We start from the raw sequence: 23,597 nt of genomic DNA on the forward strand, positions 1-23,597 counted from the left end.
CATGAAACCCAGCCTCAAGCCGCCTTTTAATCCCTCTGCCAAGGCACCGAAGGCGTCTGACCCGGTGCCGCGTCCGGCTTTTCCGGTGCGGCTCAAGCCTGATGCGGGTGTTCCGTCTGCGACCAAATTGCCGCTTGCCAAGGCCCGGCCAGTGGTGGCCGCAAGTGCCAACGCCCTGAAGAAGCCAGCGCCCGCCGCTTCGGCGAGGCCTGGCGGTGTCGGGCTGGATTCGCATGCCGTGCGCGCCCGCATGGTGTCAAAGCTCGCGGCGCAGGGTGTCAGCGACGCGCAGGTTCTGGGTGCCATGGGCCAGGTAGAGCGCCACCGTTTCGTCGACTCCGCACTGGTCAACCAGGCCTACGAAGACACCAGCCTGCCCATAGGCTTGGGCCAGACCATCTCCAAGCCCAATGTGGTGGCCCGGATGCTGGAGTTGCTGCGCCATGGCTCAGCCGGTAAAGAGGGCAAATTGGGGCGGGTGCTGGAGATCGGCACCGGTTGCGGCTATCAGGCCGCCGTGCTCAGCCACCTCGCCACGGAGGTCTACAGCATCGAGCGGCTGCGCGGCCTGCACGACAAAGCCAGGGAGAACCTGCGGACTTTAAGGCTGCCCAATGTGCACCTGCTCTTTGGGGATGGCATGATGGGCTATGCCAAGGGCGCGCCTTATGCGGCCATCATCGCGGCGGCGGGCGGCGAAGCTATTCCACCCGCCTGGATCGAGCAACTGGCCATGGGCGGCCGACTGGTAGCGCCCATGCAAACTGCCGGTGGCGCGCAAGCGCTGGTGGTGGTGGACAAAACCCCCCAGGGCGTGCGGCAGACCTTGCTGGAGGCCGTGCACTTTGTGCCTTTAAAATCGGGGACAAGCTAAAGGCCGCGCCCCGCACAGGCCGCGGGCAGGCCTCTACAAGATAAGCCAGATTAACCACACAAACCCAATGGGTCCATGGCCCAGGCCATTCAGTCAAGATTGAAGACGAAGGAAGCAATGAATCAAACCGTACGGTCGAACAGGGTAGTGCCACTGCTTGCCATCCGCGCAGGCCACGGCGCCCGCTCCATGCCCGGCAGGCTGGCCTTGTCCTGCATGCTGGCGGCTGCGCTGCTGGTTGCCGCGGGTTGCGCCTCGCGTTCCCCCACCAATGCGCCTGTGGAAGACCGCGGCACCGGCGTGCTGCGCCCTGTGCCGGGCGCCGTCGATGCCGGCAACGTCAAACAGCTTCCCGGTTTTGAGAACGCCGGCAAGCCGGGTTACTACACCGTCAAGCCCGGTGACACCATGATCCGTATCGGCCTGGAAAACGGCCAGAACTGGCGCGACATCGTGCGCTGGAACAACCTTGAAAATCCCAACATCATTGAAGTGGGGCAAGTGCTGCGCGTTGTGCCGCCGACCAGCGACAACCCCTTGGTGGTGACCCGGCCTGTGACGCCCGGCTCGGCGCCCGCCTCCAGCACGGCGCCCGCGCAGGCCGCCAGCGCCGCGAAGCCCGCATCGGCCCCCGCCGCCGCCAGCCCTGCGCCGGGACCCGCCGCGGCGGGTGAGGACGACATCGCCTGGATCTGGCCTGCACAGGGAACCATGGTGGCGGGGTTTGACGAGGCCAAGAACAAGGGCCTCGATATTTCCGGCAAGGCCGGCGATGCGGTGGTGGCCTCGGCCGACGGGCGCGTGGTGTATGCAGGCGCCGGATTGCGCGGCTACGGCAACCTGATCATCCTCAAGCACAACAACACCTTCCTGACGGCCTATGCGCATAACCAGACGCTGCTGGTGAAAGAAGACCAGAGCGTCAAGAAAGGCCAGAAGATCGCCGAAATGGGCAACAGCGATGCGGACCGCGTGAAGCTGCATTTTGAAATCCGCCGCCAGGGAAAACCGGTGGACCCTGCCAAATACCTGCCCGCCAAGTAAGCGTCTCGCGCATTCATAAAAAAGGAGCCGTCATCGGCTCCTTTTTCTTTGTTCCTCTGTTTTTCTCCTCAATGAGGATGCAGTATTTCGTCGTAGCCGCGGCCCTTGAATTCGAGCACATCCAGTCCGTGGCCGAAAGGGTCGGCCAGTCCGGCGATGCGGCCCCAGACGCGCTCGGTGACCGGCATTTCCAGCGCCGCGCCGTATTGCTGCAGCCGCGCCACGGCGGCGTCGATGTCTTCCACAACGAAATCCAGATGAACAGGCGTCCAGTGGCGCCCATAGTTGCGCACGCTCTCGCTGCCGGGGCCGCTGGCAATCGGCTTTGAGCCGGGCGCATTGAAGAGCAGATCAATCGGGCTGCCGGCGCCCAGGAGTTCCACGAAGTCGCTCTTGAAGCGGCGGCCTACCTGCAGCCCCAGCCCCTGCGTGTAGAACGCGACGGCGCGTTCCATGTCGTCAACGTCGATGCAGATACGAAGTTCCATAGGGTCATTCCTTTGCGGGTGTCCGGAAAATGGTACCCCAGCCTGAGACAATTGGTGCATGACAGAAGAAAGCCTCATCCAGACGCCTCCCGCAGCGACCGACTATCCGCCCGACATACTTGAGGTCGAGTCGCTCGACATCGAAGCCCAGGGCATCGCCCACAGGGCCGACGGCAAGGTGGTGTTCATCGAGGGCGCATTGCCCTTCGAGCAGGTCACGGCCAACGTCTATCGGAAGAAAAGCAGCTTTGAAAAAGCGGTCGTGATGGCGATCCACCGCGAATCGTCCCAGCGCGTGCGCCCGGCATGCCCGCACTTCGGCATGCATACCGGCGCCTGCGGCGGCTGCAAGATGCAGCACCTGCATGTGGGCGCGCAGGTGGCCGTGAAGCAGCGTGTACTGGAAGACAACCTGCGGCACATCGGCAAGCTCAGGGCGGACAACCTGCTGCGTCCGATTGAAGGGCCGGCGTGGGGCTACCGATACCGCGCGCGGCTGTCGGTGCGCTATGTGCGCAAAAAAGGCACGGTGCTGGTGGGTTTTCATGAGCGCAAAAGCAGCTATGTGGCCGACATGAGTGAATGCCACGTGCTGCCCCGCCATGTCAGCGACATGCTGGTACCACTGCGCGAGCTCATAGGTGCCATGGACGCGAAGGAGACCCTGCCGCAGATCGAACTGGCCTGCGGCGATGACGTTACCGCCATGGTGTTGCGCCACATGGAGCCGCTCAGCCAGGGCGACCTGGCGCGCCTGCGTGCCTTTGCCGCGGTGAATCCGGGCCTGCAATGGTGGCTGCAGCCCGGCGGGCTGGAGACGGTGACGTTGCTTGACGACGCCGTGCAGCAACTGAGCTACGGCCTGCCCGAGTTCGGCATCACCATGCCTTTCAAGCCGACCGATTTCACCCAGGTCAACCCGCAGATCAACCAGGTATTGGTCTCGCGCGCCTTGCGCTTGCTCGCCGTGCAGCCGGACGAGCGTGTGATCGACTGGTTTTGCGGCCTGGGCAATTTCACGCTGCCGCTGGCAACACGCGCCCGGGAAGTGCTGGGCATTGAGGGCAGCGAAGTGCTGGTGGCCCGGTCCCGCGAGAACTTTGAGAGAAACAAAACCGCGTCGGCCGCCCGCAGCGCATTGGCCCCGACCCGATTCGTCGCGCGCAACCTGTTTGAGATGACCCCGGCGATGCTGGTGAAAGACGGCGCCGCCGACAAGTGGCTGGTGGACCCGCCGCGCGAAGGGGCGTTCGAGCTGTTCAAATCCCTGGCGGCACTGCAGCAGCAGATTGCGAGCGGTGTTCCCTGCGACGACGGCGATCAGCAGCAAAGCCTGTCCCTGGACGGCTGGACGCCCCCCACACGCATCGTTTACGTGAGCTGCAACCCGGCCACCCTGGCGCGGGATGCGGGCGTACTGGTGGAAAGCGGGGCCTGGCGCTGCACCGCGGCCGGCGTGGTCAACATGTTCCCGCACACGGCCCACGTGGAGTCGATTGCGGTGTTCGAGCGGACATAAAAAAAGGAGCCGGAGGCTCCTTTTTGGTGAGCGCGAACGCTCAGTCTCTTTCGCCGCCAAAGATACCGAGCAGGGCCAGCAGGCTCTGGAAGATGTTGAACAGGTCCAGGTAGATGGCCAGGGTGGCGCTGATGTAATTGGTTTCGCCGCCGTCGATCACCTGCTTGAGGTCATACAGCAGGTAGGCGCTGAACACCGCGATCGCCAGCGTGCTGACCACCGCCATCAACATGGTGGAGCCGACAAACACATTGATGACAGCCGCCACCATGATGACCAGGGCGCCGGCGAACAGCCATTTGCTCATGCCGCTCAGGTCGCGCTTGATGACCGTGGCCAGGCTGGCCATCACGAACATGACGCCTGCCGTACCGGCAAAAGCCGTCATGACCAGCGATGCGCCATTGCTGAAGCCCAGCACCGCGGCGATCATGCGCGAGAGCATCAGGCCCATGAAGAAGGTGAAGCCCAGCAGCACGGGAACGCCAGCGGCCGAGTTTTTGGTCTTCTCAATGGCAAAAATGAAGCCGAATGCACCGCCGAGGAACACGATCAGGCCCAATCCGCCTGACAGTGAGCGGGTGATGCCCGTCGCCACGCCCAGCCAGGCACCCAATACGGTGGGCAGCAGGCTCAGGGCCAGCAACCAATAGGTGTTGCGCAGGACCTTGTTGCGTTGCTCGACGCTTGTGGCAACGCCATAGTCGAGGGTTTGAACATTGTCAGTCATGAGAATCGTCTCCAGGGCGCCAGCAAATGCAGGCAAGATTATTTTAGGGTGCATTGCTGTTTTTCCAGCCCTCACCCCCTACTTTTTGTAAGGGTTCTATAAGCCAATTTGACGGCAATGGATTGGAAGGGCGCTTCCAAATTTGCGTATGCTCGGTATCTTTGCCAACAAATCCGGAAACCCTGAAGACCATGAAATCAAAAGCAGTGCTTGAATTCGCCGACGTCAAAACCATCGCCGCCGCTGCCGAGGCAGAAGCCGCCAAGAACAACTGGGCAGTGACCATTGCCATCGTTGACGACGGAGGCCACCTGTTGCATCTGCAGAGGCTGGACGGCGCTCCGCCGATTTCTTCTCACCTTGCGCCCGCCAAGGCCAATACCGCCGCCATGGGCCGGCGGGACAGCAAGGTATACGAAGACGTGATCAACGGCGGGCGTATGTCCTTTCTGTCGGCGCCGTACCTCCAAGGCATGCTGGAGGGTGGGGTGCCCATCATCAAAGACGGGCAATGCATTGGTGCTGTGGGCGTAAGCGGCGTGAAATCAAGCGAAGATGCGCAAATAGCCCGCGCGGGCATGGCCGCCATCGGTCTCTAACCCGCCAGCCGAGTGCGTGAAAAAGCCGACCACAGGGTCGGCTTTTTTGTCGGCGTGAGCAGTGCATCTGGAAAAAAAGCCTGGCTAAACAACTCCGGGGAGTCTATGGCTGGCTAAAAACGATCTTGGGAGCTTTGTAGCCCCGGATCGCCCCACGATGAAACTCTCAATGAAAAGGGAGCAGGCGCCTGCGTTATTTGGTCAGGATCAATTTGCCCAGACGCGTTGCCTGCAGGCGGTAAGTTGAGCCGTTGTGGTTGATTTCGACAGCCTTTTGCCCGCGCAGGATTTCGGTGCTGTTGACGCTTGCAGCGGAGCTGCCCTGGCCGCTCGAAGCGGTCTCTGCGTGCGCGGGAGCGCGGGCGGGAAGGCTCAAAGTGTTGGAGGCGGGCAATGCAATGGACATGATGATTAAACCTGTTTGGGCTTCGTTGAGTTAATGATAACCATTCTCATTTGAAAGTCAAGCGAATTTGGGCCGCAATGTATTTTTTTACGTCCAACGAAAAAAGCCTGCCGGCGTTGCTGCGGGCAGGCTTTGATCAGTTCTTGGGCTCGGTGATGAAACCGATCTTGCGCAGGCCGGCTTGCTGTGCCGCCGCCATCGCCTGCGCCACGCGTTCGTAGCGCACCGACTTGTCGCCGCGAATATGCAGTTCGGGCTGCGGGTTCTGCGTCGCCGCGGTCTTGAGCTGGGTGACCAGCTCCTCATCGGTGATTTTGGTCTCGTTGAGGAAGTAGCCGCCCTCGGCGTCCACGCTCAGGCGGATCGTTTCCGGTTTGATGTTTTGCGCTTCGTTGGAGGCGCGCGGCAGGTCGATATTGACGGAGTGCTTCATCACGGGGACCGTGATGATGAAGATGATGAGCAGGACCAGCATGATGTCCACCATGGGCGTCATGTTGATCTCGTTCATCACCTCGTCGCTGTCGTCTTGGGTTCCAAAGGCCATGGTGCTTCTCGATCACTGAATAAGGGGCCTCGCCACTTCTGGCGGCGGGGCCGGATGGGGGTAAGGTGTTCAGGCCTTTTTCATGGCAACGACGTTGGCCTGGCCGCCGGCGCTTACGCGTGCGCCGGTCACGAAGTAGGCATGCAGGTCATGTGCGAAACGGTTGAGTTTTTGCAGCACGCCTTTGTTACCGCGCACCAGCGCGTTGTAGCCCAGCACTGCGGGAATCGCCACAGCCAGGCCCAAGGCCGTCATGATCAGCGATTCACCGATGGGGCCGGCCACCTTGTCGATGGTCGCCTGGCCGGCTGCGCCTATCGCCAGCAACGCATGGTAGATACCCCACACGGTGCCAAACAGGCCCACGAACGGCGCGGTGGAGCCGACCGAGGCGAGTATGGCCAGGCCGGACTGCAGCTTGCCCGTGAATTCGTCGATGGTGTTGCGCAACGTGCGCGTAACCCAGTCGCTGACATCCAGGGCGTCATGCAGGTGCGCCTTGGTGTTGCGATGGTGCAGTGTGGCTTCACGGCCTTCAAGGGCCAGTTGGCGGAAGGGATTGGTGGGGTCGCCGCCGAGTTTTGTCAGGCCTGCTGCGAAATCCTCGCTGTGCCAGAAGTCTTCGGCCACGCGCGCGATGCGTTTGTATTTGATCAGGTCCAGCGATTTGATGATGATGACCATCCACGAGGACAGCGACATGATCAGCAGAAGCAGGGCCACTGACTTGGTGACGATGTCGCCCTGGCTCCAGACGTTGGCAAGGCCGAATTGGGAATTCATGAATCAATACTCCAGGTTCAAAAAAAATTCGTTTAGTCTTTCAATGTCCAGTCAATGGGAACAAGGACGGACATCGCTTCGGGAACCCCATTTCGCTTGCCGGGCACATAGCGCCAACTCATGACAGCGTCGTAGGCGGCTTTGTCGAGGCGGGAAAAACCGCTAGAGGTGGCGAGTTCAGCGCGTTGGGGCTTGCCGTCGATGCCAATCCATACTCTGTGCGTCACCTTGCCCTGCTCGTTCATACGCTTGCTTAAGACGGGGTAGGATGGTTTGGGGTTTTGCAGGTAGTCGGCGTCGCTGGAGGGCAATTGCACGGCCGCCGGTGCGGGCGGTGCGGGCGGTGCGACAGGGGCCACGGCCACCGGTGCGGGTGGAAGCGGCGGTGTGACGACGCCAGTCGGGGCGTTCGGTGACGGTGTTGGATCTGTGATAGCCAGGGGTTGCGGCGCCGGTTGCACCGGTGCTTTTGCTACGGCCTTTTTTTGCACGGTCGGCGTCGGCGGAGTAGGCGGTACCGGCTCGACTTTGGGGGCGGGTGGATCGATGAATTGCGCCAGGACTTCAGCGGGAACCACGATTTCGGCCGCACGCATCAGCAAGCCGCTTTGCAGCGCCCATATAAAGCCGACATGCAGGCCCACAACCGCCAAGGCGATCACGGCATTGCGGCTTAAGGGCTGGCGCGGCGCGGGGGCGCGCGGGGCGCTGGAGAAGGCAGGGGCGTTCATCGAAGAATGGAAGAGTGGTGAATGGCCGCGCGCGGGTCGCGGGTTCAATCAGAAGTTTGATCAGGATCAGCGGCGAAAGATCCACCAAACGGAGCCGATCACCAGGATCAGGCTGAAAGGAAGGGCCGCGATCAGGGTTGAGGAGAGTGTTGCGAGATGTTCCATGGGCTGCCTTCCATTGTGCGGGTGGCGAGCTGGATGTTGGCGGTCGGGCAATTGGCGCTGCACTGCGCGACCACGTCGCGGGCGCAACCTTCGCACTGGCCGCATTGCGTGGCCACGCCGAGTTCGAACTGGATCTCGTCAAAGCCCAGGCCTGCACGGGCGTGGCGGGCAATTTCGCGGTCGGAGATTCGGCGGCAGACGCAAACGATCATGGAGTGGCTTGGCTGGTGATTGATTCAATCGGTGTCTGGATTATAAATGCGAATCTATCGCATTTGCAATGGTGAAGATGCTTATTTTCCGCGCTTGACTGCTGGATCGACTTCCAGGCTGGCGGTTTGGGATACGGTAAACCGTTTATGCCCGCCAGATGGGGATTCGGCGCTATTAACTCCATAGCGGTCGCCCGGTGAAAACCGCCGGGGCGGCGGCTTCCGGTATCAAAGACCTCCCAGCCACAGGGGATGATGCTTTAAAGCGCCTAAACCTCAGCCCACATGCGCAGCAGGTTGTGATAACAACCGGTCAGCCGCACCACCTCGGGGGCCTCGGCTGCGCCCTGCGCCGCGCGTTCCAGGTCTTTCTGGCGCAGCGAGGTGATAGCCATGTCCATCTCGTACAGCAGCCGGCGCTGGTCATCGGAGCGGACCATGCTTTCAATCCAGAAAAAGCAGGCCAGGCGCTCGCCGCGCGTGACCGGCTCGACGCGGTGCACTGACGTGCCCGGGTACATCACCAGGTCGCCGGCCTCGAATTTGATGCGCTGCTCGCCGTAGGTGTCCTGCACCACGAGCTCGCCGCCGTCGTAGCTGGCCGGCTCGCTCAGGAACAGTGTGCAGGAAATGTCGGTGCGCACATGGCGCGCCGTGGCGGCGTGAGTGCGCACAGCGTTGTCGATGTGGTTGCCGAAGTTGTTGGCGTCGCCGCCATAGCGATTGAACAGCGGCGGATAGACGGACTTGGGCAGCGCCCCGGTGACGAACATCGGGTTGCGGGCCAACGCCACAGACACGATGTGGCGTGCCTGCTGGGCTGCGGGCAGTTCTTCGGGCAACTGCAGGTTGTTCTTGACGGTGCCGCTCTGGCTGCCGGCCGTGATGCGGCCATCGGCCCAGTCGGCACCCAGAATCAGCTTGCGGACCTGCGCGAGTTCGTCTGGCTGGAGTGCTTGGTGAATGCGAAGCAGCATGGAGAAATTCCCGGAATAGGCGCTGAAACAAAAATGGGCACCCGGAGTATCCCCCAGGCGCCCAAGACCTTGAAAAAACTCTCTTTGTAATCAGAACTTGCTGGTCAGCGTCACACGCACGCTACGCGCATCGCCAGGCGCGACGAAGCCGCGGTACAGGGTGTTGTAGTAGACCTTGTCGAACAGATTGTCGATGTTCAGTTTGATGGTGTTGCCCTCATTGATGCGGTACTCCACCAATGCATCAGCCTTGACATAACCCGGCGCGCGGTTGGTGCTTGTGACGCTGTTGGCAGGCTTGTTCGTGCTGACTGCGGTAAAACCGCCGCCAATGCGCCACTTGTCGCCTATGCGGTAGGTGGTGAACAGGTTGGCCTGGCGGCTTGGGCTCAGGCCTGGATTTTCTCCGACTTCGGCAAGACCCGCGGCATTGGAGCCGGACTTGTCAATCTTCGCTTTCAGGAAGCCAATGCCCGCAAAGACATCCCACTGCGGCGTGATGCGACCAGCCACCTCGAATTCCAGGGCGTCGGTATGGCGCTTTCCGGACAACAGGAAAGAATTGGTGTTCGTGTCGATGTCGGTGTTGCGTTCGTTGTACTTCTCGGTGCGAGCCAGCGCGGTGCGCAGCGACAGGTCGCCGCCGAAGAGTTCCCACTTGGCGCCGATTTCCATATTGCGGCTGCTCTCGGGTGCCGTGTTGGCCGAGTTCGGGTCGAACTGATAAAGGTCTCCAGAAGTGTTGAACGACGTTCCGTAGGCTGCGTAGTAGCTGACCTCGTCGGTCGGCTGGTAGATCACGCCAAGGCGCTTGCTCAACAGGCTGTCGGACCTGGCGAGCGTCCCGTTGTTGGGGGGTACGCCTGTGGGCCGCTGGTAGTCGGCTTTGAAGTTGTCGACACGCAGGCCGGCGACCAGCTTCCAGTAGGGGGTGAGGTCGATCGTGTCCTGCATGTACAGGCCCAGCGTGGTGGCCTTGAATGACGTTTCCAGCCTTTGCGTGTAGTTGCCGCCGATACCGGTGCTGATCGGATTGCCGACGGTGGTGCCCGGCTTCGTCCCCGTCAGGAAAGGGTAGCTGAGACGATCGGAATTTTCCACGGCGTATTCGGCGCCGATCAGCAGGCTGTTTTTGCGGCCAAACCACTGCGTGGTGGTGAGGTAGTCGGTTTGCAGGAAGGTATGGTGCTCGTTGCCCGCCTTGGCATTGCCGGCGCTGGTCGCGCCGCGGCTGACGCCGGTGTTCGCATTCAGGTTGGCCACAGTGGTGCCGGCGGCAAAACTGGCCTGCGTGGCGCGCAGTGTGCGCGAGTAGTAGCCGTCACGCACGGTGGTTTTCAGGCTGCTGCCGTCGGCCCAGCGGTGGGTATGGCTCAAGGTGACGGCGTCGGCCTTGTCGTTCTGGAAGTCGGTGTTCAGCCCGTACCAGTATTTTTCGGTCAGAGGTGCCGGGCGGCTGTTGAACCACGCAAAGCCCCAGTCGGGCTTGTCGTTGTAATGCAGGTGGTAATAGCTGATTTCAAATTCGTTGGCGGTACCGATGCCGAAGCGGTAATCCATTGCCAGGCCGCGGCGGTGGGTGGAGGCGCTGGCGTTGTCACCGCGGCCGTCGCTGTCGGTGGCCATGGCGTTGATGCGGAATGCCGCGTCATCGTCCAGTTTGAAGTTGAAGTCGCCCTGGTAGCGCTGGTAGCCTTTGGTGCCGATGGTGGCGTTCACCTCGTGCTCGGTGATCAGGCGAGGCTGCTTGCTGACCTGGTTGATGACGCCGCCGGTTGAGCCGCGGCCGAACAGCATGGAAGCCGCGCCGCGCAGCACTTCGATGCGCTCGACGTTGAAGGTGTCGCGGTTGTACTGCGCGATGTCGCGCATGCCGTCCTGATAAATGTCGCCGGCCGCGCTGAAGCCGCGCAACCGGATGTTGTCGCCGACCCGGCCGCCCTCGCCAGCCTCAAAGGTGATGCCGATGACGTTTTCGAGGGCGCTCTTGAAGCTGTCCTTGCCTTGGTCGTGCATCAGTTTTTCATTGACCACCGTCAGCGACTGGGGGATATCCTTGGCCGGCACGGGCATCTTGCCAACGCTTGTGATACCGCTCTGGTAGGTCTGGTTCTCGCGATCGCGGGTACCGGTGACAGTCACGGGGGCGAGACTCTTGCCTTCGGTTTGTGTGGTCGCCGTGCCCGTGGCGGCAGGAGCGGGAGTGACGCTTTGCGCCCAGCCGGATACGGAGACCGCCAGCATCAGCGCGCCCAGCGGCAACAGGGCTTTGTCGGACGACATGGATGGAGTTGCCACTGGAGCGGCAAGGGGCGAGAAGCTGTCGGCACCGGCAGTGCGGGACTTTTTGTTGCGCGCGGAATGCGCGGCGCGAGAGGACGGGTGTGCCAAGATGGCCTCCAAGCAGGGTCCGGCCTTGCAGCAGGCGGACCGGGTTCAGAAAAAAGCTTGGCTGGCCCGAAATCACCTGAGGAGACACGAGTTGGCTGGCGCGAAAGTTCGCCCGAAGTTTATATCAAATGATAATGATTCGTAATATCTCGTGTCTGAACGATGAAGAATGGTTGTGTTGGAACTGTTTTCTGTGGCGAAAAAGCAGCAAGCCCGAAGCCGGCAGCGCCAGAGTCCATGTTCAGGAGCATTAAAACGGCAACGGGGCCCGCAGGCCCCGTGTGTCACGCGCAGGGTACTTCACCCTGGGCTGGATTACCAAAAGGCTTAGCTGACTTCGCCCATCTGGCTTTGCAGGTAGTTCTGCAACCCAACCTTGGTAACCAGCTCGATCTGGGTTTCCAGGAAGTCGATGTGTTCTTCGGTGTCGTCCAGGATTTCCTGTAGCAGGTCCCGGGAAACGTAGTCACGCACGCTTTCGCAGTGGGCGATGCCGTCCTTGATCGTCGCCTGAGCGCCGGTTTCGGCTTTGAGGTCACAGTTCAGGGCTTCCGGTACGTCCTCTCCTATCATCAGCTTGCCCAGGTCCTGCAGGTTGGGCAGGCCGTCGAGCATGAAGATGCGGTCCATGAGTTTGTCGGCGTGTTTCATTTCGCCGATGGACTCTTCGTATTCCTTCTTCGCCAGCTTGTCCAGGCCCCAGTGCTTGTACATGCGGTAGTGCAAAAAGTACTGGTTGATGGCCGTCAGTTCGTTCTTCAACTGCGCCTGCAGGTGGACGATGACTTGTGCGTCGCCTTTCATGGAAATTCCTTATCGTTGTAGTGCGGATCGCCCCATTGTCACTGGCCCGGCACCGCAACTCAAGCATTCCCCTGCTAGCGCGGTCTGCTTGCGTGTGATTGTGATAACCGTTCGTATTGAAGTGTGGCCGGTGCTCAGCGTTCGGCGAAGGCGCGTTCCACCACGAAATGGCCGGCGTGTTGCATGTTGCCTTCCTCGAGGCCCTGCGCTTCCAGCATGGCCTTGATGTCGCGCAGCATGTCGGGGCTGCCGCACAGCATCAGGCGGTCGTTTTCCGGCGAGATCGCGGGCAGGCCCAGGTCGCTGTAGAGTTTGCCTGACTGCATGAGCTCGGTGATACGGCCTTCGTTGCGAAAGCGCTCGCGCGTCACCGTCGGGTAGTACAGCAGCCGCCCGCGCACCAGTTCACCGAGGAACTCATGCTCGTGCAGTTCATGCTCGATCAGCCCGCGGTAGGCCAGCTCGGCACTGGTGCGGCAGCCGTGCACCAGCACCACGCGCTCAAACCGCTCATAGGTGTCGGGGTCCTTGATCAGCGAAAGGAATGGCGCAAGGCCTGTGCCGGTGGCCAGCAGCCACAGGGTCTTGCCGGGCAGCAGGTTTTGCAGCAACAGCGTACCGGTGGGCTTGCGGCCTACCAGAATATCGTCGCCGGGCTGCAGGTGCTGCAGCCGCGAGGTCAGCGGGCCGTTGGCCACCTTGATGCTGAAAAACTCCAGCTGGTCCTCATGGTTGGCGCTGGCCACGCTGTAGGCGCGCATCAGCGGCTTGCCGTCCACGGGCAGGCCGATCATGGTGAACTGGCCGTTCACGAAACGAAAGCCCGGGTCGCGTGTGGCGGTGAAGCTGAAGAGCGTATCGGTCCAGTGGTGGACGGAAATAATGCGTTCGGTGTTAAAGGCGCTCATGAGAAAAAAGAAGAAGAAAAGAAGGAAAAGTAATTTGAACGATGCAAGAGGGCAGGAGGCCCGCCGCGCACTCCTTCAGTTCAGCCTTCAGATCGTGCGTGAGCAGCGGCGTATTTTATCGCCTGCGCGGAGCGATGGTTCGCGGCCGCAGGGACGCCATGCCGACGCCAAGGTCACATCGAGGGTTCATGAGCTCACGTTCAGCGCTTGATCTTGTCCTGCATCCACGCGAACCAGGCCATCACCGCTACCGGCACGCCGAGCCCCAGCCAGGCCCACCAATCGCCCCAGCCGTCGGAGACCAGCGCTGTCAGCAGGCCGCTGGCACTCAGCAGTCCCAGCACCAGGGGCCAGCGCCAAAGGCGCCAGAACGCGGAACCCGCAGGCGTGCTCATGCCGCACCGCCTGGCGCTTTGTGGGGAAGGGCACGCGCATCAGGTGCATTCACGTCCCCGGCGGGCTTTACCGCAGCAGCAGGGTTGCGGCGCTTGATCCACAGATAGAGGCCGCTGCCCAGTACCACGATGGTCGCGATGTCCAGCAGCGCCCAGAGGATTTGCATAGGCATGCCGCCGTAGTCGCCGAAATGCAGAGGCTGCGACACCAGCAGCGCCGTGAGGTACCAGGGCAATGGCGGGCTGGCGGTCAGCGCGTTGGTGCCGGCGTCCACCAGCACCGGCTTGAGCAGCCGCGAGTTGAAGGGTTCGTTGCCGCGCAGGAATACCGTGTAGTGGTGCGGGCTGGAAAACGCCGTGCCCGGGAAGGCAATGAAAGCCATCTTCATGTCCGGTGCGAGCGCGGCGGCCGACGATGCCGCCTGCTGCACTGAAGCCAGATGTTCGGGGGGCTTTTGCCCCTGGTAGGGCGCCAGCAGTGCGCTGAGCTGGTCGTACTGCCAGTACTTGATCAGCAGGTCGGCCCAGGTGTTGATCATGCCGGTAGCGCCCACCGTGAACGCCCACACCAGCGTCACGATGCCCAGCAGGTTGTGCAGGTCCAGCCATTTGGCGCGCGGCCGGCTTTGCCGCACGGCGCCGAAGTCCAGCTTGCGCATGAAAGGCGCGTACAGCACCACGCCCGAGACGATGGCCACCAGCAGCAAGAGGCCCATGAAGCCCAGGAAAAGCTTGCCGGCCAGCCCGGCGAACAGGTCGACGTGCAGCTTGAACATGATGTACATAAAGCCTTCGTCGAACTTCGGCTCGGCCAGCACGCCAGCGGTGCGCGCGTCGACCGCGACGGTCTTGTTGCCCACTTCCGACGTCGGCGTGTCGCCCAGCGTGACGTACCAGAAACGGTCGTCGTCGATCTCATGGGAGGCATACATCGGCACTTTGCCGGGGTGCAATGCCTGGGCTGCTTCCATCACGCGGTCCAGGCTGGCACGCGGCGTGGCTTTGGGCAGGTCGGGCGCCTCCACTTCCGTGCCCAGCAGGTGGCCGATCTCGTGATGAAAGATCAGCGGCAGCCCTGTCAGGCACAGCAGCAGCATGAAGAGGGTGCAGATAAGGCTGCTCCATTTGTGGACCCAGGTCCAGGCCTTGACCTTGCGGCTGTTCATCGTGTTTTCCCTTTAAATTGCTAGAAGCGATAAGTGGCGCTGGCCACCACGTTGCGCCGCGCGCCGTACCAGCAGTCGCCGCGTGCCAGGCAGGTGCTGAAGTAGGTCTTGTCGGTCGCGTTGTTGATGTTGACGGCGTAGCGCCAGTGCGCGGTGTCGTAGGCGAACATCACATCCAGCAGCGCTGCGCTGGGGATTTGCGGGCCGTTGCCGCCGCCCTGCTGGTCGTTGAAGGCGCCCATCCAGCGCACGCCGGCGCCGGCAGAGAAACCGTTCACACCGGCGATAGAGAAGCGGTACTTGGCCCAGGCGCTGGCCTGGTGCCTGGGCAGGCCTTCGAGCTGCTTGTCCAGCTCTGTGTAGTTGTAGTGCGCGACCAGTTCCAGGTTGGGCGTGAGGGGGCCCTTGACTTCCAGTTCGAGTCCCTTGGTGCGCGTGGCGCCGACCTGGGTATAGACATCGGGCAGCGGCGAGGCGATCTGGTTCTTCTCACGCAGGTCGTAGAGCGCGGCACTGAAAGCCAGTGCGCGATCAGCCGGCTCGTACTTCAGGCCCAGCTCCCACTGTTCGCCGCGCAGGGGCTTGAACAGCTGGCCCTTGATCGCCGCTTGCGGCGTGAAGGATTCGCTGTAGCTCACGTAAGGCGACCAGCCCGAAGGGAAGGCATACAACAGGCCCAGGCGCTTGGTGGTCGCCGTGCTTTCCTGGTCGGGACTGCCATCGGCGCCCGCGACGGCATTGTCGTGGCGCAGGCCCGCCGTGACGATCCATTGGTCCAGCCTGATCTGGTCCTACACATACAAACCGGTCTGCCGCTGCGTGGTCCGCGGAAGCGCGGTGCGGTCCGGGATCAGCAGGTTGCTGTAGACGGGTGCATAGGCGTCGATCTCGCTGTAAGTCGAGCCCGATGAAACGTTCTCGCGGTTTCGTGCGAAGTCCACGCCGAACAGCAAGGTGTGCTGCAGGGCGCCGGTGCTGAAATGGCCTTCGGCGTGGTTGTCCAGCGCGGTGATGCGGCTGCGCGTCAGCGAACTGTCGTTGACCCGGCCCAGGCGCCGCTTGTTCACAGGGTCGGATCCCCAACTGCCTGGGCTGCTGAAGAAGTCGCCGTAGTGGTAGCGGTTGTCGTTCTCGTTGCTGGAGACGCGGAAGTTCTGCCGCACCGTCCAGCTGTCGTTGAACTTGTGTTCGAACAGCCAGCCCAGGCTCTTGCGCTCGGAGTTGTAATAATCGCCCGGCTCGCCGATGAAGCGGCTGGTCGGCAGGCGGCCGTTGGGGTTGGGCAGCAAGGTGCCTTCCCACGGGAAGAATTGCGAGGTCGAGCCGCTCTTGTCTTTCTGCCACAGCGCCTGCAGCGTCAGCGAGGTGGCAGCACTGGGCCGCCACGTCAGGGAGGGCGAGACCAGGCTGCGGTCGTCGGGCACGAAGTCCACCTGCGTGTCCGAGTTGCGTTTGAGCGCGACCAGCCGGTACAGCCATTCGCCGTCCTGTGTCAGCGGGCCCGTCAGGTCAAGCTGGAACCGCTTGCGGCCGTAGCTGCCGTACTGCACGCCGACTTCGCGCTGGGTCTCGGCCTGCGGTCTCTTGCTGACCATGTTGATCACGCCGGCGGCCGTGCCCGCGCCGAACAGCATGCCCGAGGGGCCACGCAGCACCTCCAGGCGCTCCAGCGTGTAAGGATCGGCGCGGGTGCGGCTGGTGTAGTAGCCGTAGGCCTCGCGCAGGCCGTCCAGGTAGTTGTCGGGATTGCTGCCGCGCACGCGCACCGAGTCGGTCCGCGAGTCCAGCCCGTAGGCGTCGGAACGCACGCCGGCGGCATAGCCCAGGGCGTCCTGCAGGTTGGTGGCGCCCTGGTCGGTCATCTGCTGGTTGGTGACGACGGTGACGGCCTGCGGCGTTTCGGAGAGCAGCGTGTCGGTCTTGGTCGCGGTGGACGCTCTTTTGGCGCGGTAGCCGATCACCGGGCCGGTGGCGGTTTCTTTCTCCTGTTCGGAGCGCACCTGCACTTCGCGCAGCGTGGTCTCAGTGACGGTGGTCTGAGCCGCAGTCTGGGCATATACGCCTTGAAGCGCGGCAAACAGGGTGAGTACAGTGAATGTGGCCGGACGGCATCTGGTGCGCCCAGCGCGCGGCAAGTGCAAGGTGAGCAAGGTCAAAACTCCTGGAAGGACCGCCAGGAAACTGGCGTGCGCACGACAGCCCGATCAGCCACGGCATGTGGCGGAATTTCAGGGGCTGGTGGGCGGGTTGTTGGCTTGCTAAGCCTGGCAGCGCGTAGAGGCTGCTTGCGGCATTCGGCTAGCGAAAGAGTGCAGGCGACAATATAGCATTGATGAGAACCATTCTCATCTGAAGAGCCCTTACGGGCGTCTGGTTTCTCTGCGGGTTTCCCGAGCGACACGCAAAAAAGGCCGCCCGGTCAGGGCGGCCTTTTGGGGCTTCAGTGCATTACGCGGCGACAGGACTGCGGATCAGGTAGTCAAACGCGCTGAGCGCCGCCTTCGCGCCCTCGCCGGCGGCAATGATGATCTGCTTGAAGGGCACGGTCGTCACGTCGCCCGCCGCGAACACCCCGGGCACCGAGGTCTGCCCCTTGGCGTCAACGATGATCTCTCCGTGCTTGGACAGATCAACGACGCCTTTGAGCCAGTCGGTGTTGGGCACCAGGCCGATCTGGATGAACACGCCCTCGAGTTCCACGGTTTTCAGTTCGCCGCTCGCGCGGTCTTTATAGACCAGGCCGTTGACTTTCTGATCGCCGGTGATTTCGGTCGTCTGCGCGTTGGTGATGACCGTGACGTTCTTCAGGCTGTTCAGCTTGCGCTGCAACACGGCATCGGCGCGCAAGGCGATGTCGAACTCGATCAGTGTCACATGGCCGACGAGGCCGGCCAGGTCGATGGCCGCCTCGACACCCGAGTTGCCGCCGCCTATCACCGCCACCCGCTTGCCCTTGAAGAGCGGGCCGTCGCAATGCGGGCAGTAGGCCACGCCTTTGTTCTTGAACTCGTGCTCGCCGGGCACGTTGATGTTGCGCCAGCGCGCGCCGGTCGAGATCACGATGGACTTGCTCTTGAGCGAAGCGCCGCTTTCAAGCTGGATTTCGATCAGGTTTTTGTCCGGCCCGCTGTTGGGGATCAACGCCTTGGCGCGCTGCAGGTTCATGATGTCCACGTCGTAGTTGCGCACGTGCTCTTCCAGCGCGTGGGCAAATTTGGGCCCTTCGGTTTCCTTGATGGAGATGAAGTTCTCGATGCCCATGGTGTCCAGCACCTGGCCGCCGAAGCGTTCCGAGGCCACGCCGGTGCGTATACCCTTGCGCGCGGCATATACCGCCGCGGCGGCGCCGGCCGGGCCGCCACCGACGATCAACACGTCGAAGGCTTCCTTGCCGTCAATATTTTTCGCTTCACGTTCGACGCCGCTGGTGTCGATCTTCGCGAGGATTTCTTCCAGGCTCATGCGGCCCTGGCCGAACTCGGTGCCGTTGAGGAACACCGTTGGCACAGCCATGATCTGGCGTTCCTTGATTTCGTCCTGGAACATGCCGCCTTCAATCATCGTGGCGCGGATGCGCGGGTTCTGCACCGCCATCAGGTTCAGCGCCTGAACCACGTCGGGGCAGTTGTGGCAGGTGAGCGAGACATAGATCTCGAACTCGAAGTCGCCGTCGAGCGCGCGGATTTGATCCAGCACGGCTTGCTCGACCTTGGGCGGGTAGCCGCCGATCTGCAGTAACGCCAGGATCAGCGAAGTGAACTCATGCCCCATGGGCAGGCCGGCAAAACGCGGGCCGTGGTTTTCGCTGGGGCGGTTGATGGAGAACGAAGGCTTGCGGTGACTGTCGTCGCGGCTTTCGGTCAGCTTGACCAGCGGCGATGCCTCTGCGACGTCCTTCAGCAATGACAGCATTTCGCCGGAGCCTTCGCTGTCGTCCAGTGACGCGACGATTTCGATGGGCGCGGTGGCGCGTTCGAGGTAGCTTTTCAGTTGGGCTTTGGTTGCGTCGTCGAGCATGAGGGACTCACTTTCAATTTCATTGGGGAACAAAAAAGCCCGGGACGGTGCACATACAGGTGCACCGGGGCCCGGGCCTTCGTCAGGAAGGCAGCAGGGCGCTTAGATCTTGCCGACGAGGTCGATGGACGGGGCGATCGTCTTGGCGCCGTCGTTCCACTTGGCAGGGCAGACTTCGCCGGGGTGGGCCGCGGTGTACTGGGCTGCCTTCAGCTTGCGCAGGGTTTCCTTGACGTCGCGTGCGATCTCGTTGGAGTGCACTTCAGCCGTCTTGATGACGCCTTCGGGGTTGATCACGAAGGTGCCGCGCAATGCCAGGCCTTCTTCGGGGATGAACACGTCAAAGGCTTTTGTCAGCGTGTGGGTCGGGTCGCCCACCAGAGGGAACTTGGCCTTGCCGACTGCCGGCGAGGTTTCATGCCACACCTTGTGGGAAAAATGGGTGTCGGTGGTCACGATGTAGACCTCAGCACCGGCCTTCTGGAATTCTGCGTAGTTGTCGGCAGCATCTTCAACTTCCGTGGGGCAGTTGAAGGTGAATGCGGCCGGCATGAAGATCAGGACCGACCATTTGCCCTTCAGCGATTCGTCTGAAACTTCGACGAACTTGCCATTGAGAAAGGCTTGGGTCTTGAAAGGCTGGACTTGGGTATTGATCAGGGACATCTAGATGGCTTTCTGTAGTTGATGAAAAAAGGCTAAAACTTGCCGGCGAATCGATAGTATAACTCTTATAAATATCTATGTTCGATAGATATTAACTATTCAATGAATAGGCGTCGATAGGCGTGCCGGCCACATCCGGGTTTCATCCTCGTCGCCCGCCGTGACCAGGACGTGACTGATGGATAGCAGGGTTTGCAGAGGGTGAAACCGGTGCGGACGTCATCCCAAAAGCTTATTTGCATCCAAATGTTGCGAATGAGAACAATTCGCATATACTTCGAATCTCTCCAGAGCCAGCCACGAGCGACCGGGAGCCGACAGGCTCACCCGTTGCAGCAGCAAGCCCTCCAAACCTTCTACTTTTGGGCTTGCACGTGACCTCCATCCATCCTCATTCCCGTCTCGATTCCCGTTTCGCGCTGCGCGAAATCTCCCTTGTCGTCGCCATGGCCTGCAGCGCCGGCCTTGCCGCGCACGCTCAACCGGTGGCCCCTGCCTCTGTGCAGGTTGCCGCCCTGAAGGAAGTCGTCGTCAGCGGCTCGCGCAACGAGCAGTCTGTCGAAGACATTCCGCAAACCATCGACGTGATCAATGCCGCCGACATCGAGCAGGGGCAGATCAGGGACATCCGCGATGCGGCCAAAAACATTCCCAACGTTTCGGTGCGCCGTGCGCCTGCGCGTTTCGGCCTGGCGCAAGGCGATACCGGCCGCGAAGGCAATGCGGGCTTCAACATCCGCGGCCTCGAAGGCAATCGCGTGCTGATGATGGTGGACGGCATCCGCATTCCGCGCAGCTACGCCTTCACCCCCAACTCCTTCGGGCGCGACAGCGTGTCCATCGACCTCATCAAGCGCATTGAAATCGTCAAGGGCCCGGCCTCCGCGCTGTATGGCTCCGACGGCATTGCCGGCCTGGTCAACTTCATCACCAACGAGCCGGATGATTACCTCAAAGACGGCAAGTCGCTGGGTGGCCGCGCATCCATCGGCTACAGCGGCGACAACAGCGAAACCGCAGTCAGCGGCACCATTGCCGGCCGTGCCAATGAAGCGCTGGCCTGGCAGCTGAGCGTAGCCACCAGCAGCGGCAAGGAGCTGAAAAACAAAGGTGAAACCGGCGGCACCGGCCTTACCCGGACGGAACCGAACCCGCAAACGGACAAGGCCAACTCTTTGCTGGCCAAAGTCGTGCTCAACCCGACCTCTTCGCAAAAACACGTCATCACCTTCGAGCACGTCGACAAGAAGAACGAATACAACCTGCTCACCGCGCGTTCGGCCACGGTGCTCGATTCGTACTCGACCGGAAAGATGGACCGTGACCGCCTGACCTGGGACGCGAAGTACAAGGTGGACACCATGTTGACCGACAACATCCAGACCGTGCTCAGCTACCAGGATGCGAAGTCCAACGACTACACCTATGAGCGGCGCACGGCCCTGCCGCAGGAACGCGTGCGCGATACGACCTACAGCGAGCGCACGCTGCAGGCCAGCATCCAGGCCGACAAGACCGTCCGCATGAGCGGCAATTCGGCGCAGAAGATCACCTACGGCCTGGATTACATCAGTGCGGACATCGAAAACCTGCAGACCGGCCTGGTGCCGCCCGCGGGCGAAACCTTCCCGCTCAAACGCTTTCCCGACACCAGGGAAAGTTCCACGGCGTTGTACGTGCAGGACGAATTCATCATGGGCGACTGGAGTGTGACGCCCGGCGTGCGTGCGGACAGCTTCAAGATCGACGCGGCGCAGGCCGGCTTCCCGGTGCCCGCCGTGTCGCTGTCGGGCTCGGCCGTGTCACCCAAGGTCGGCGTGATCTACCGCGCCTCGCCGCAGTGGAGCGTGTTCGGCAACTACGCCAGCGGTTTCCGCGCCCCCAATGCCGGCCAGGTCAACGGCTTTTTCCAGAACCTTGCCGGCGGCTACCGCACCGTGCCCAACCCCAACCTCAAGCCTGAAAAGAGCCGTAATGTCGAATTCGGCGTTCGCGGGCGGCTGGACCAGCTGAGCTTCGACACGGCCGTCTTCTATGGCCGCTTCAAAGACCTGATCCAGGACGGCGCCACGGTCAGCGGCGCCTTCGGCAATCCGGCCAACCCCGCCGTGATCCAGTCGATCAACATCGACAACGCCACCATCAGCGGTTTTGAGATCAAGGGAGCGATGAACTGGGGCAAGGTCGGCAACGGCCAGCTCAGCACGCCGTTTGCGTATGGGTACACCCGCGGCACCGTGAAGAACACCGGCAAGCCGCTGGACACGATAGACCCGTCCAAGCTCGTCGTCGGTGTGAAGTATGAAACCGCGGCCTGGGACGTGCGCCTGGATGCCAGCCACCATTCCGCCAAAAAGTTCAGCGACATCAGCGCGCAGACCATTGCCGCATCGCCGCCGGCCGTTCCCGTGGCTTCCCCGCAATTCGCCGTGCCGTCCGCGACCACGCTGGACCTGACCGGCCAGTGGCGCATCAGCAAGACCCTGCGCGTGAACGCCGGGATCATCAACCTGACGGACAAGAAGTACTGGAACTGGTCGGATGTGCGGGGTGTGGCGGCCAACTCCTCCTTCCGCGATGCCTACAGCCAGCCGGGCCGTTATTTCAACGTCTCGCTGGTCGCCGATTTCTGATGCTGTCGTGACTTCTTTGAAAAAGGAAAGCGCATGAGCCAGTTCCCCGACCACGGTGTCAACGACGGCGACGCCGGCGCGGCCGACGCGCAGGGCCTGCCCCCGGCGGAAGCCCTGCTGGCCGGGACGCTGGCCCTGATGACCGGCCATGCCCAGGCCTGCTGCGACGGGCAGCGTGCCTTGCTGGCCAAAAAAATCATCGCCAACCTGTTCATGCTGTCGCGCCATCCCGGCGCACCGCCGAATTTCAGGGCCATTGCCGCCAACCTGCACCCCTTGTGGGTGCGGCTGCTGCAGCCGGGCCCTGAGCAGCCACAGCAGGGGCTTTTGCCTGCGGACCATTCTGATACCCATCGCGTGCTTTGGCACACAACACCGGAGACCCTTCAATGAGCGCAGTCCTTCCAACCCAGACGCGGCCCGATACCGCAAACCAGGCAACGGCCAGTGCTTCCCTGAACCCTGCCGCGCTGCGCGAGAGCTTCGCCGCCGCGCGCAGCAGCGGCAAGCGCGCGAAAGATGCCGCCGAAAGCATAGGCGTCACCGAAGGCCAGGCTATCGCGGCCCACGCCGGCGCGCACGAGTTGTCCCTCAAGGCCACACCGCTCAAAGGCCCCTGGGTCGAAATCCTGCAGGCGCTGGAACTGTGCGGTCCCGTCATGGCGCTTACGCGCAATGAATCCACCGTGCACGAAAAAACCGGTGTCTACCGCAATATCACGGCACAGGGCCATATGGGCCTGGCGTTGGGCGAGGAAATCGACCTGCGAATTTTCTTCAGCCGCTGGCATGCCGGCTTTTACGTCTTTGAACCGGCCAACGACCCGAAGAACCCGGCGTCGGAAAGCCTGCAGTTCTTTGATGCGCACGGCGTGGCCGTGCACAAGGTGTTTGCACGGCCCGAGACCGATCGCGAAGCCTTCCGCGATGTCGCCAACCAGTTCAGCGACGCCGGCAAGGCTTACACCTTTACGCCGGCCGACCCCAAGGCCGCGCCCAAGCCCGACGCGGACATCGACGCTGCCGCACTGGCCCAGGGCTGGAGCGAGATGAAGGACACGCACGAATTTTTCGGCCTGATCGGCAAGGCCGGCGCGGAGCGCCAGCAGGCCTTCCGCCTGGTCGAAGGCCGCTTCACCCAGAAAGCCGACCTGACCGTCGTCCGCAAGCTGCTTGATGAGGCATCGATCGACGGCACGTCCATCATGGTGTTCGTGGGCAGCCTGGGCTGCATCCAGATCCACACCGGGCCGGTCAAGCGCATCGAACCCATGGTCACGCCTACCGCGCAGTGGATCAACGTGCTGGATGCGGGCTTCAATCTGCACCTGCGCGAAGACCTGATCAAGAGCGCCTGGATCGTCGAGAAGCCAACGTCCGACGGCGTGGTCACTTCGGTCGAGGTGTTTGACGGCGCGGGCGAACTGATGGCGATGTTCTTCGGCGCGCGCAAACCCGGCAACCCTGAACTGCAGCCCTGGCGCGACATCGTGGCGCGGCTGCCCCGGCTCAAGGAAGCTGCATGAGCGCTGCATGACAGCG

22 protein-coding genes and 1 pseudogene are annotated in these 23,597 nt (G+C 62.2%); 7 read left to right on the forward strand and 16 right to left on the reverse strand.

Annotation, left to right across the window (positions count from 1 at the left end):
• The first annotated feature begins 1 nt into the window (after position 1).
• The gene (locus ACLV74_RS05325; RefSeq protein WP_411878338.1) at positions 2–874 is read left to right on the forward strand and encodes a protein-L-isoaspartate(D-aspartate) O-methyltransferase; all 873 of its coding nucleotides are present in this window, start codon (positions 2–4) and stop codon (positions 872–874) included.
• A gap of 189 nt (positions 875–1,063) precedes the next feature.
• Complete coding sequence (locus ACLV74_RS05330; protein ID WP_411878418.1) at positions 1,064–1,918, forward strand: peptidoglycan DD-metalloendopeptidase family protein; 855 nt, start codon at positions 1,064–1,066, stop codon at positions 1,916–1,918.
• Between the two features lie 68 nt (positions 1,919–1,986).
• On the opposite strand, the gene ACLV74_RS05335 is transcribed toward ACLV74_RS05330, so the two are convergent.
• Positions 1,987–2,406, reverse strand: coding sequence for a VOC family protein (locus ACLV74_RS05335; protein WP_411878339.1), 420 nt, complete (start codon positions 2,404–2,406; stop codon positions 1,987–1,989).
• Between the two features lie 58 nt (positions 2,407–2,464).
• Here ACLV74_RS05335 and rlmD point away from each other — a divergent pair, with 58 nt between their 5' ends.
• Positions 2,465–3,925, forward strand: coding sequence for a 23S rRNA (uracil(1939)-C(5))-methyltransferase RlmD (gene rlmD / locus ACLV74_RS05340; RefSeq protein WP_411878340.1), 1,461 nt, complete (start codon positions 2,465–2,467; stop codon positions 3,923–3,925).
• Positions 3,926–3,965: 40 nt separating this feature from the next.
• On the opposite strand, the gene ACLV74_RS05345 is transcribed toward rlmD, so the two are convergent.
• Positions 3,966–4,655, reverse strand: a complete 690-nt coding sequence (locus ACLV74_RS05345) for a Bax inhibitor-1/YccA family protein (protein WP_411878341.1) — start codon at positions 4,653–4,655, stop codon at positions 3,966–3,968.
• Between the two features lie 191 nt (positions 4,656–4,846).
• Here ACLV74_RS05345 and ACLV74_RS05350 point away from each other — a divergent pair, with 191 nt between their 5' ends.
• Complete coding sequence (locus ACLV74_RS05350; RefSeq protein ID WP_411878342.1) at positions 4,847–5,254, forward strand: GlcG/HbpS family heme-binding protein; 408 nt, start codon at positions 4,847–4,849, stop codon at positions 5,252–5,254.
• A gap of 193 nt (positions 5,255–5,447) precedes the next feature.
• Here the strand turns inward: ACLV74_RS05350 and ACLV74_RS05355 are convergent, their stop codons facing one another.
• The 14 genes and pseudogenes from ACLV74_RS05355 to ahpC form a co-directional block, all read right to left on the reverse strand.
• Entirely contained in the window at positions 5,448–5,660 is a 213-nt protein-coding gene (locus ACLV74_RS05355; protein WP_411878343.1) for a hemin uptake protein HemP, read from the reverse strand.
• 136 nt (positions 5,661–5,796) lie between these two features.
• Complete coding sequence (locus tag ACLV74_RS05360) at positions 5,797–6,207, reverse strand: ExbD/TolR family protein (protein ID WP_411878344.1); 411 nt, start codon at positions 6,205–6,207, stop codon at positions 5,797–5,799.
• Positions 6,208–6,276: 69 nt separating this feature from the next.
• Entirely contained in the window at positions 6,277–6,990 is a 714-nt protein-coding gene (locus ACLV74_RS05365; protein ID WP_411878345.1) for a MotA/TolQ/ExbB proton channel family protein, read from the reverse strand.
• Positions 6,991–7,022: 32 nt separating this feature from the next.
• Positions 7,023–7,721 (reverse strand): energy transducer TonB, encoded by a 699-nt coding sequence (locus ACLV74_RS05370; protein ID WP_411878346.1) that lies wholly within the window; start codon positions 7,719–7,721, stop codon positions 7,023–7,025.
• A 131-nt stretch (positions 7,722–7,852) separates the two neighbouring features.
• The gene (locus tag ACLV74_RS05375) at positions 7,853–8,098 is read right to left on the reverse strand and encodes a bacterioferritin-associated ferredoxin (protein WP_411878347.1); all 246 of its coding nucleotides are present in this window, start codon (positions 8,096–8,098) and stop codon (positions 7,853–7,855) included.
• Between the two features lie 269 nt (positions 8,099–8,367).
• Positions 8,368–9,075 carry a Fe2+-dependent dioxygenase gene (locus tag ACLV74_RS05380; protein WP_411878348.1) on the reverse strand — a complete coding sequence of 236 codons (708 nt, stop codon included), beginning with the start codon at positions 9,073–9,075 and terminating at the stop codon, positions 8,368–8,370.
• Between the two features lie 90 nt (positions 9,076–9,165).
• Positions 9,166–11,358 (reverse strand): TonB-dependent receptor, encoded by a 2,193-nt coding sequence (locus tag ACLV74_RS05385; RefSeq protein WP_411878349.1) that lies wholly within the window; start codon positions 11,356–11,358, stop codon positions 9,166–9,168.
• Between the two features lie 435 nt (positions 11,359–11,793).
• The gene (gene bfr, locus ACLV74_RS05390; RefSeq protein WP_411878350.1) at positions 11,794–12,270 is read right to left on the reverse strand and encodes a bacterioferritin; all 477 of its coding nucleotides are present in this window, start codon (positions 12,268–12,270) and stop codon (positions 11,794–11,796) included.
• Positions 12,271–12,404: 134 nt separating this feature from the next.
• Positions 12,405–13,178 carry a ferredoxin--NADP reductase gene (locus ACLV74_RS05395; protein ID WP_411878351.1) on the reverse strand — a complete coding sequence of 258 codons (774 nt, stop codon included), beginning with the start codon at positions 13,176–13,178 and terminating at the stop codon, positions 12,405–12,407.
• Between the two features lie 200 nt (positions 13,179–13,378).
• Positions 13,379–13,573 (reverse strand): hypothetical protein, encoded by a 195-nt coding sequence (locus ACLV74_RS05400; protein ID WP_411878352.1) that lies wholly within the window; start codon positions 13,571–13,573, stop codon positions 13,379–13,381.
• The gene (locus ACLV74_RS05405; RefSeq protein WP_411878353.1) at positions 13,570–14,739 is read right to left on the reverse strand and encodes a PepSY-associated TM helix domain-containing protein; all 1,170 of its coding nucleotides are present in this window, start codon (positions 14,737–14,739) and stop codon (positions 13,570–13,572) included. Before ACLV74_RS05405 ends, ACLV74_RS05400 begins: the two co-directional genes overlap by 4 nt.
• A gap of 20 nt (positions 14,740–14,759) precedes the next feature.
• Positions 14,760–16,889, reverse strand: a pseudogene (locus ACLV74_RS05410) (TonB-dependent siderophore receptor).
• Positions 16,890–17,187: 298 nt separating this feature from the next.
• Complete coding sequence (gene ahpF / locus ACLV74_RS05415) at positions 17,188–18,756, reverse strand: alkyl hydroperoxide reductase subunit F (RefSeq protein WP_411878354.1); 1,569 nt, start codon at positions 18,754–18,756, stop codon at positions 17,188–17,190.
• Between the two features lie 102 nt (positions 18,757–18,858).
• Entirely contained in the window at positions 18,859–19,422 is a 564-nt protein-coding gene (gene ahpC / locus ACLV74_RS05420; protein ID WP_411878355.1) for an alkyl hydroperoxide reductase subunit C, read from the reverse strand.
• A 374-nt stretch (positions 19,423–19,796) separates the two neighbouring features.
• Here ahpC and ACLV74_RS05425 point away from each other — a divergent pair, with 374 nt between their 5' ends.
• From ACLV74_RS05425 to ACLV74_RS05435, 3 genes are read left to right on the forward strand one after another with little or no spacing between them, the layout of a single operon-like run.
• Complete coding sequence (locus tag ACLV74_RS05425; protein WP_411878356.1) at positions 19,797–22,055, forward strand: TonB-dependent hemoglobin/transferrin/lactoferrin family receptor; 2,259 nt, start codon at positions 19,797–19,799, stop codon at positions 22,053–22,055.
• A 33-nt stretch (positions 22,056–22,088) separates the two neighbouring features.
• A complete protein-coding gene (locus ACLV74_RS05430; protein WP_411878357.1) occupies positions 22,089–22,448 on the forward strand; it encodes a hypothetical protein in 360 nt (119 codons plus the stop codon).
• Positions 22,445–23,581, forward strand: coding sequence for a hemin-degrading factor (locus ACLV74_RS05435; protein ID WP_411878358.1), 1,137 nt, complete (start codon positions 22,445–22,447; stop codon positions 23,579–23,581). Before ACLV74_RS05430 ends, ACLV74_RS05435 begins: the two co-directional genes overlap by 4 nt.
• The last annotated feature ends 16 nt before the right edge of the window (positions 23,582–23,597 follow it).

Source organism: Polaromonas sp. YR568 (assembly GCF_943369415.1).
Taxonomy (GTDB): domain Bacteria; phylum Pseudomonadota; class Gammaproteobacteria; order Burkholderiales; family Burkholderiaceae_C; genus Polaromonas.